Below are 2122 nucleotides of genomic sequence, written 5' to 3'. Positions count from 1 at the left end.
TATCGATGCGACAATGCGACCTCCTGAGCAGCAAATAGTATTATCGCTGATGAAAAACTGGGCTCACTTTGAGTATCTAGACTACCCGCTGTACCTTACCAATAGAGGCGAAAATCTAGGTGTTGCACTGCGGGCTACAGACTCCGGTCGAACGGCCGCTGTGGACGGCTCTTGCATAGCCAGACGTTTATAAATTGATATGAGCGCTGTTGGCCCCCCCTGTAGCCGCTAAGTCTGACAGCATTAAGGCTTTGCAATTGCAGCGAATGACGGCTAAGCGGGGATTCTGTTGAAAAACAACGTGTTGCAGTCGCAGAATGGGGTGACCTGAGCACGGCACGAGCGCCTTTCTGGTCAGGCGTTTCGCGTTTGCTGCGGTGCGGGAAAGATTTTCGCCAATTTGCGGAGGTTCTGGGCGGTGGCGGCGAGGAGGAATTCGTCATTTGCGCCGCACGGTCCACGTAATCGGAGCCGTCCAAGGCCTAGGATGCGCTTGAGGTGGGCGAAGAGCATCTCAACTTTCTTTCTGAGCTTCATCGCAATCTGGTACTCTTCAGTTTTGGCCAGATCTCTGGCGACCTGGCGCGCATCTTCGTGCTCTTCGCGGGTGATTTTGCGTGCATCAGCGTTGGGGCAGCATCTTTGTTTGGACGGACATACCTGGCAGACTTCTTTCAAGGCGCGATAGCGGGCTGTGCCCTTGCCCGACGGCCCCCGGTTTGGATCAGAGTAATTCCGGCGGAACTGTTTAAGCGCGTGACCCTCTGGGCAGATATATTGATCATGCTCAGCGTCCCATTCGAAGTCTGTGCGTGTCCAGGTGCCGTCGGGGCGTCCGGCCTTGTCGATGACCGGGATGTAAGGATCGATCTTGCGATCCACGAGCCAGCCGAGCATCGGGCCTGAGCCGTAGGCGGTATCGGCGATCATCCAGTCGGGGACGAGGTCGAACTTGTCCTTCACCCGGTCCAGCATCGTCTTTGTCGACCCCACTTCGGCTTGCCGGATGGATCTGGTCGCTTCCACATCCACAATCACGCTGTGATCTGTATCAACGAGGTAGTTATCAGAGTAAGCAAAGAAGGCTGGTGCCTTGTGCGCCGCTGTCCATTGGCTGGCAGGGTCCGAATATGAAATGAACTTAGGCTTGACTGGCGAGGCAGCACCAAACGCGGCCTCATCCAGGGTTTCCAGATATTCCCGAACAGCGCGCGGTGCGGTCTTGGCATCGATCTGTGCAGCATCCCATTCTTCTTGTGACGCTGAATACTGCTTGGTCGCTTCTGCCTCAATCAAGCTGGCATCAATCGCCATACGCTGGCCGCTGACCAAACCTTCTGCGATGCACCGCGCCACTGTCGTTTCGAACACGTGCCGCAAGAGTTCACTCTCGCGGAACCGACCATGGCGGTTCTTGGAAAAGGTAGAGTGATCCGGCACTCGATCAGTCAGATCGAGGCGACAGAACCAGCGATACGCAAGGTTCAGGTGCACTTCTTCGCACAACCGCCGTTCCGACCGGATGCCAAAGCAATAGCCCACCAGCAGCATGCGGATCAGCAACTCGGGATCGACGGAAGGGCGACCAGTATGACTGTAAAAATCCGCCAAATGATTGCGGATACTACTCAGGTCAACAAATCGATCAATCGACCGCAGCAGATGATTGTCCGGGACATGTTCCTCCAGGGAGAACTCATAGAACAGCTCAGCCTGAGTTTCCTGTTTTGGTCCCATCATCATCCAAACTCCCATTCAATAAGAGAATTGAATCAGCCAGATGGCCTTCGATCAAGACAGAGTTTTTCAACAGAATACGCCCATGCTGTTGAAGAACTCTGTGTTGCAGTGCGGCAAGTCGTTTGATTCACTTGATTTATCGAGATTGGGAGGATCGGGCGATGATGGGCATTCAAAAGGTTGAAGCGCAGCTGTTCTATGAGTTCGATTTGGACGCACATGTGCCGCCTAATCACGTATTGAGAGAGATTGACCGTTTCCTCGACATGGGCGACATGCGGGAGAGGCTGAAGCCCTTTTACAGCCACACGGGCCGCCCTTCGATCGATCCCGAGCTGATCGACCGGATGCTGGTGATTGGTTATGCGATGAGCATTCGGTC

At 54.5% G+C, this 2122-nt stretch carries 2 protein-coding genes; one reads left to right on the top strand and one right to left on the bottom strand.

The features are described from left to right. Positions 1 to 354 precede the first annotated feature (354 nt). Positions 355 to 1740, bottom strand: a complete 1386-nt coding sequence (locus tag ACR0JR_RS22295; RefSeq protein WP_480424160.1) for an IS1182 family transposase — start codon at positions 1738 to 1740, stop codon at positions 355 to 357. Positions 1741 to 1901: 161 nt separating this feature from the next. On the opposite strand from ACR0JR_RS22295, the gene ACR0JR_RS22290 reads away from it, so the two are divergent. Then, a partial coding sequence (locus ACR0JR_RS22290) for a transposase (protein WP_480458204.1) occupies positions 1902 to 2122 on the top strand: 221 nt, incomplete at its 3' end.

Source organism: Ruegeria sp. AA3, from assembly GCF_056542905.1.
The sequence above is the reverse complement of the archived record's forward strand: the minus strand, read 5'-3'. Positions and strand labels throughout refer to the sequence as shown.

What these genes read in the sequence shown, in the direction of transcription:
- ACR0JR_RS22295 (WP_480424160.1), bottom strand. Translation starts at nt 1,740, where the DNA reads ATGATGGGACCAAAACAGGAAACTCAGGCTGAGCTGTTCTATGAGTTC.